We start from the raw sequence: 6,266 nt of genomic DNA, 5'->3' as shown, positions 1-6,266 counted from the left end.
AGGCGAACGACGTGACCAGGTACATGATGCCGATCTGCTTGTGGTCCGTCGTGCGGAACAACCGCAGCAGCAACGAACCCTTGGCCTCCTGTCGCGCCGGGTACGGACGCGTGACAATCGGCTGCGGGGCTACGGCTGTCACTCCTGCCTCCAAGATCCTCTTCGGTGTGTCAGCGGCCGCGGCGACGCGACCAGTCCGGATCGTATCCCTCGCCCCCGACACTGGTGCGCACCGGCTGGGAAGATCACGCCATGGGAGACCGCTACACGACCGCCGCCGTGGCCGCCGCGGTCGAGGTCGGGCAGCGGTTCCGCCTGCCCGCCGAGCACCCGGAAGTCCTGGCCACGCGGTCGAACGTGCTGGTGAGACTGGGTGCGGTCGTGGCGAGGGTGCCGGGAACGACGCTGGTGGCGCGGCCCGGGGTGCTCCAGTCGCTGGCGCGCGAAGTGGCACTCTCGTCGTTCCTCGAGATGCGGGACGCACCGGTCGTGCCGCCGTTCGAAAGCCCAGGTCCGCATGTCGCGAACGGACTTCCGGTCACACTGTGGCGTTTCACACGTCACGACCCGGATCATGTCTTCTCTCCCGGCGAGGTGGCCTGGTCGCTGGCCGAACTGCACGCCGCGCTGCGGGATTTTCCGGGCGCGCTGGACACGCGGGGGCCGCTGGCGGAGGCCCGGTCCTGGATCGCGCGGTTCGACCTGCCCGCGGAGCTGGCGGACGAGGTCGATGCGCTCGAAGCGGTGTTGCCTGAGGCCCGCGCGCAGGCCCTGCACGGCGACGCGCACCCGGGGAACCTGCTGGCCACGGCGAGCGGACCGCGCTGGGTCGACTTCGAGGACACCTGGGCCGGGCCGGTCGCGTGGGACCTCGCGTGTCTGGCGCTGACCAGCAGGCTGGACGGCCGCGCCGCGGTCGCCGCGTACCCGGACGCGCCGGACCCCGACGAGCTGGCGCCGTGGGTGCGGCTGCGCGACCTGTTCGGGGTGTGCTGGCGGTTCGCGATCGCGCGCCGGTTCCCGGAACGACTGCCGGAAGCGCAGGCTGACCTGCGGCGATTCAAGACTGTCGGTGGGTCCCGCTAGCTTTCCCGGCATGGAGAAGACCGGGTACCTCACGGCGTTGCGCAGGGACGGCGGCCGCTTGGCGGAAGCGGTGCGAGACCTGCGTGCGCCGGTGCCGGCGTGCCCGGGCTGGGACGTGGCCGAGCTGGTCTGGCACACCGGCGAGGTCCACTGGTTCTGGCGGCAGATCGCGTCCGGAGCGGTTGCCGGACCGGACGACTACCGGGAGCCGCCGCGTCCGGCGGACGACGAGCTGGTGGCGTGGTTCGCCGAGGGTGTCGAGGCGCTGGCGGGTGTCTTGGCCGCGCTCGATCCGGCCGAGCCCAGGTGGACGTGGGCGGAGCGGAAGGACGCGGGGTTCATCCAGCGCCGGATGGCCCAGGAGACGGCGGTGCACTGCTGGGACGCGCTGTCGGCGGCGGGGCGGGACGAACCGGTCGAGCGGGAGCTCGCGGTGGACGGGATCGACGAGTTCCTGCGGTTCTTCCTCCCGGACGTCCCGCCGCCCGGCTTCCGGGCGGACGTGCACCTGCACGCGACGGACGGTCCGGGCGAGTGGCTGGTCCAGCCGTCCGGCGCGGGCTGGTCGGTGACGGCCGAGCACCGGAAGGCCACGACGGCGGTCCGCGGGACGGCGTCGGACCTGTTGCTGCTGCTGTGGCGCCGGAAGGCTCCCGAAGACGTCGAGGTACTCGGCGACGCGGGGGCCCTCAAGGAGTTCGTTGATGTTTCTCAACTGAATTAGCCGGGCGGGGGCTGGTCGCGGTGGCTGGGGCGCGCAGGGGGCGTTCCGGCTGTGGTGGCTTGCGCGCCGCGGCGCGGCGGCGCCGTGCGCACGACTGCCCGCGGTAGGCAGCCGACTCTCCCCTAGTGAGCTGCCCAGCGAACGCAACCAAGCACGCACACGCGACGGGCCACCAGCCCAGGATCGCCTCGGCAATCCACGACCGGCGCCTTCAAGCGCCGCAAGGTGGCCGCCGTCAGACATGACTGCCCCGCACCAACCAGCCAACTAGGCCATTGCCCCAGCGAAAGCACCCAGCCTCAGCCGAGCCCACTCACGCGAAAGGCCACCAACCCAGGATCGCCTCCGCGACCATCGCCGGCGCTTCCAGCGGCGTGAGGTGCCCGGCCTGGGGCACCACCACCAGTTCGCCGCTGGGCAGCGTCTCCGCCATCGCCTGTGCGCCGTCGGGTGGGGTGAGTCCGTCGTCCTCGCCCACGATCACCAGCGCGGGCACGTCGGTGGCCGCCAGCAGCTCGGTGGAGTCCGGCCGGTTGGCCATCGCTCGGGCGGCCCACGCCACGCCCGCCGGGGGCTGGCTGTCGATGAGGTCGCGCACCGTCTCGACCACGTCCGGGCGGGTCTGGCGGGTCTCGACGCTGAGCACGTTCGGCAGCATGGCGTCGGCGAGCCAGCCGGTCACGCCCTCGGACTCCGCGCGCTGCGCCAGGTCCCGCCGGGCCTGCGCGGCCTCGGGCGCGTCCGCGGTCGCCTTCGTGTCGATGAGCACCAGCCCGGCGACACGCTCGGGTGCGGCGCGCAGCACGGCCATGGTCACGTAGCCGCCCATGGAGCAGCCGCCGAGCACGACCTGCTCGAGTTCGAGCTTGTCGAGCAGGGCGATCACGTCCCGGGCCGCGTCGTCGAGGCTGGGTTCGCGGTCGGTCCCGGGCAGCGGCGTCCGCCCGAGGCCACGCTGGTCGGGCGTGATCAGCCGGTGCCGGGTGGTCAGGCCGCCGCGGACGGGGTTCCACATGCGGGCGTCCACCGGGAACGCGTGGAGGAGGACCAGGGGAAGATCAGCCATACCGAGATTGTGCTGGACCGGCGCGCTACCGTCGCCCTGTGAGCGTCGAGTGGCGGGAGATCCGCACTGACCGCCTGTTGCTGCGGCCACTGGGCCCGGAGGACCGGGACGACGTCGTCGAGATCCAGACCGACCCGCGGACCAACCGCTACCACCCAGCGCCGCCCAGCGAGGAGGAGACCGAGGTCAAGCTCACGGCCTGGCTCGAGCACTGGAAGGCCCACGGGTTCGGCTACCTCGCGGTGGTGCCGCTCGCCACCGGTGCGGTCGCCGGCATCGGCGGGCTGCAGCACCTGGAGTTCGGCGGCGTCCGGCTGCTGAACCTCTACTACCGCTTCCGCCCGGAGGCGTGGGGACGCGGCTACGCCACGGAGATGGCGCGGGCCGTGGTCGACTGGGCGGAGCGGGAGCTGCCCGAGTTCCCGGTGCAGATCAGCGTGAACATCGCCAACGAGCCGTCGCTGCGCGTCGCGGAGCGGCTCGGGTTCACCGCGTACACCGAGACCTTCTACGACGGCGCGGTGTCCCGGCACTTCCGGAAGATTCCGAAGCGCGGAGACGCGCGGCGGGCCTAGAAGCGCTTGCGGGTCGGGCCGCGGCGGTCGCGGGCGTTCCAGCAGGCGCGGTGCCAGTGCCTGCGGTCGGCCACCGAGCCGAGCTCGTCGGCGGGCCAGGCCACCACGTGCGGCACGCCGGGCTGGATTTCGTGGTCGCACCCGGGACAGCGGTACACCTTGGTCGCCTGGCTGCCCGGGACGCTGCGCACCAGCCAGTCACCGTCCGGACCGGACTCGGCGTGCGCCCAACCGGGAGCCGCCCCGGCGCGGTCGGCGTCGGGGCGGCCACGGTGTGGTCGGTTGCGGCGGGGCACCCGGCCACGGTAACGCCTACGCGGCGCGGTCCGCGTCGCGGCGGAAGGTGAGTGCCACCACGAAGGTGAGGCACGCGATCACCACCGAGCCGGTGAACGCGGCCGTCATCCCGGTGACCAGCACGTCGTGCGGCGAGCCGGTCGCGGTGCGGGTGGCCGCGCCGAAGATGGTGACCAGGATGGCGAGGCCGAGGGTCGCGCCGGTCTGCTGCATCGTCTGCAGCACACCATCCGCGGCGCCGGCGTCGCGAGCCGGGACGCTGCCCATGATGATCACGTTGAGCGGCGAGAAGGCCAGTCCCATGCCCAGTCCCATGAGGACCATCGGGCCGAGCACACCGGTCAGGTAGGCGGTGCCGGTTCCCAGCTGCGTCAGCCAGCCAACCCCGGCGATCATCGACAGCGTCCCGGCGATCGCGACCGGCTTGGGCCCGAACCGCGGCAGCAGCCGCGGGATGGCCCGGCTCAGCGCGAACACCAGCAGCGCCATGGGCAGGAACGCGAACCCGGTGCCCAGCGCGTTCATGCCCCGCACGTCCTGCAGGTACTGGGTGAGGAAGAAGAACATCGACATGCCGGCCATCGGGCCGAGGAAGAAGTTGGCGTAGGCGGCGGCGCGGTTGCGGTCGGCGAACAGCCGCAGCGGCAGCAGCGGCTCGGCGGTGCGGACCTCGACGGCGAGGAAAGCGCCGAGCAGCACCACTCCGCCGATCAGCGAGGCCAACGTCAGCGTGTCCGACCAGCCCGCCTCGGCGGCGCGGATGAAGCCGTAGACGAGGGCCGCGACGCCCACCGTCCCGGTCACCGCGCCGGGCAGGTCGAGCCGTGCCCGCTGGCGCGGCGGCTCCACGACGAACCGGGCGGCCAGTGCGGCCACGACCAGTCCGAACGGCACGTTGATGAACAGCACGGCCCGCCACGACAGCCACTCGGTGAGCAGCCCGCCGAGGATGAGACCGACCGCGAACCCGGCGCTGGACATGCCGGAGAACAGGGCGAGCGCGCGCAGCCGGGCGCGGGATTCGGTGATGGTCGTGGTGAGCAGGGCCAGCGTGCTCGGCCCCGCGGCGGCGGCGCCGAGGCCTTGCGCGATCCGGGCGACGATCAGCCACTCGGCCGATCCGGCCAGGCCACCGGCGAGCGAGGCCACGGTGAACAGCAGCACGCCGCCGACGAACATCCGCTTGCGGCCGAAGAGGTCGCCCGCGCGTCCGCCGAGCAGCAGCAGACCGCCGAAGACGAGGGTGTAGCTCGACATCACCCAGCTCAGCGAGGCCGGGGTGAACCCGAGGTCGGCCTGGATCCGGGGCAGCGCGACGTTCATGACGGTGATGTCGAGGACGATCATCAACTGGCAGGTGAGCAGGGTTGCCAGCACCACGCCGGGGCGTGGCCGCGCCGCGGTCGCGGCGACAGCCGTGCCGGACGCGGGCAGCGTTGTCTCAGACAAGAAGTCTCCATCGAAAAGAGGACGACAGAAGCGGACGAACTCTCCGCTTCGATGGAGCTAGCATATGGAGAACGTCTCCGGTTGCGCAAGGGTATCCGGAGAATGTGTCCGGTTTTGGAGTGAGGCGCATGACGGCACCGCGGCCGATGCGGGCTGACGCGCGGCGCAACTACGAACGGATCCTGGTCACGGCGCGCGAGGCGTTCCGGGAGCACGGACCGGACGCCCCGCTGGACGACATCGCGCGCCGGGCCTCCGTCGGCGCGGGCACCCTCTACCGGCACTTCCCGACTCGGGAGACGCTGATCGAAGCCGTCTACCGCGACGACATCGAAACGCTCAGCTCCGCCGCGCACCGGCTGCTGGAGGAGCACGAGCCGGCGGAGGCGCTGGAGCTGTGGATGCGCGAGCAGGTCGCGTTCGTGCTGCACAAGCGGGGGCTGGCGGCCACGCTGAAGGCGGCGATGGACCGGGACTCCGAGACGTTCGCCGCGTGCAAGACGCTGATCAACGACGCGGCCGCCGTGCTGCTCAGCCGAGCGCAGGAAAGCGGCGCCATCCGCGACGACGTGCGGCCGCGCGACCTGCTGCTGCTCGGGCACGGGGTGGGCGTGGCCGCGGAAGGCAGCGACGAGACGGCCGAACGACTGCTCACCGTGCTGCTCGACGGCCTGCGCCGACCGAAGCCCTGACCCGGCGGGAATCCAGCACCCGGGGATTCCTCGGCGACGGAAATCCCCGGCGACCGGGACTCTCCACGAGCGGGCGGCCCCGCCCACCCACCTGGCCCGATCACGACCGACAGCAGCCCGGGCGGAACTGGCGCCTCAGCGGTGGGTGATCACCAGCAGACGAGGCGCGGTGCCGCAACGGCGGGCAACCGCCAGCAGAACCGGCCGCCCGGCGCTCAGCGGTGGCGCGATCACCAGCGGAACCAGCCGCCCAGCCCCACAACCACCCGCAACCGCCAACAGCACCAGCCGCCCAGCGCTCAGCGGTGGCGCTATCACCAGAGGAACCAGCCGCCCGGCCCCTTAACCACCCGCAACCGCCAACGGCACCAGCCGCC

General features: G+C 72.4%; 7 protein-coding genes. 4 read left to right on the top strand and 3 right to left on the bottom strand.

Features of this window, described 5'->3' with window-relative positions; all coding sequences use genetic code 11:
* Positions 1-252 precede the first annotated feature (252 nt).
* Together L2C96_RS40625 and L2C96_RS40620 are read left to right on the top strand one after the other, a co-directional pair.
* On the top strand, positions 253-1,086 hold the full coding sequence (locus L2C96_RS40625; protein WP_237339894.1) for a phosphotransferase family protein: 834 nt from the start codon (positions 253-255) through the stop codon (positions 1,084-1,086).
* A 10-nt stretch (positions 1,087-1,096) separates the two neighbouring features.
* The gene (locus tag L2C96_RS40620; protein ID WP_237339893.1) at positions 1,097-1,810 is read left to right on the top strand and encodes a maleylpyruvate isomerase family mycothiol-dependent enzyme; all 714 of its coding nucleotides are present in this window, start codon (positions 1,097-1,099) and stop codon (positions 1,808-1,810) included.
* Between the two features lie 313 nt (positions 1,811-2,123).
* Here the strand turns inward: L2C96_RS40620 and L2C96_RS40615 are convergent, their stop codons facing one another.
* Positions 2,124-2,876 (bottom strand): alpha/beta fold hydrolase, encoded by a 753-nt coding sequence (locus L2C96_RS40615; RefSeq protein ID WP_237339892.1) that lies wholly within the window; start codon positions 2,874-2,876, stop codon positions 2,124-2,126.
* A 38-nt stretch (positions 2,877-2,914) separates the two neighbouring features.
* Here L2C96_RS40615 and L2C96_RS40610 point away from each other — a divergent pair, with 38 nt between their 5' ends.
* The gene (locus tag L2C96_RS40610) at positions 2,915-3,451 is read left to right on the top strand and encodes a GNAT family N-acetyltransferase (RefSeq protein ID WP_237339891.1); all 537 of its coding nucleotides are present in this window, start codon (positions 2,915-2,917) and stop codon (positions 3,449-3,451) included.
* Here L2C96_RS40610 and L2C96_RS40605 read toward each other — a convergent pair.
* A complete protein-coding gene (locus L2C96_RS40605) occupies positions 3,448-3,747 on the bottom strand; it encodes an Rv1322 family protein (RefSeq protein WP_020422419.1) in 300 nt (99 codons plus the stop codon). The genes L2C96_RS40610 and L2C96_RS40605 overlap by 4 nt on opposite strands.
* A gap of 16 nt (positions 3,748-3,763) precedes the next feature.
* Positions 3,764-5,197, bottom strand: a complete 1,434-nt coding sequence (locus tag L2C96_RS40600) for an MFS transporter (protein WP_237339890.1) — start codon at positions 5,195-5,197, stop codon at positions 3,764-3,766.
* Positions 5,198-5,325: 128 nt separating this feature from the next.
* On the opposite strand from L2C96_RS40600, the gene L2C96_RS40595 reads away from it, so the two are divergent.
* On the top strand, positions 5,326-5,889 hold the full coding sequence (locus tag L2C96_RS40595) for a TetR/AcrR family transcriptional regulator (protein WP_237339889.1): 564 nt from the start codon (positions 5,326-5,328) through the stop codon (positions 5,887-5,889).
* The last annotated feature ends 377 nt before the right edge of the window (positions 5,890-6,266 follow it).

Source organism: Amycolatopsis tucumanensis, assembly GCF_021654135.1.
Lineage (GTDB): Bacteria > Actinomycetota > Actinomycetes > Mycobacteriales > Pseudonocardiaceae > Amycolatopsis_E > Amycolatopsis_E tucumanensis.
This window is presented reverse-complemented; position numbering and strand designations above follow the sequence as displayed.

What these genes read in the sequence shown, in the direction of transcription:
- L2C96_RS40625 (WP_237339894.1), top strand. Translation starts at nt 253, where the DNA reads ATGGGAGACCGCTACACGACCGCCGCCGTGGCCGCCGCGGTCGAGGTC.
- L2C96_RS40620 (WP_237339893.1), top strand. Translation starts at nt 1,097, where the DNA reads ATGGAGAAGACCGGGTACCTCACGGCGTTGCGCAGGGACGGCGGCCGC.
- L2C96_RS40615 (WP_237339892.1), bottom strand. Translation starts at nt 2,876, where the DNA reads ATGGCTGATCTTCCCCTGGTCCTCCTCCACGCGTTCCCGGTGGACGCC.
- L2C96_RS40595 (WP_237339889.1), top strand. Translation starts at nt 5,326, where the DNA reads ATGACGGCACCGCGGCCGATGCGGGCTGACGCGCGGCGCAACTACGAA.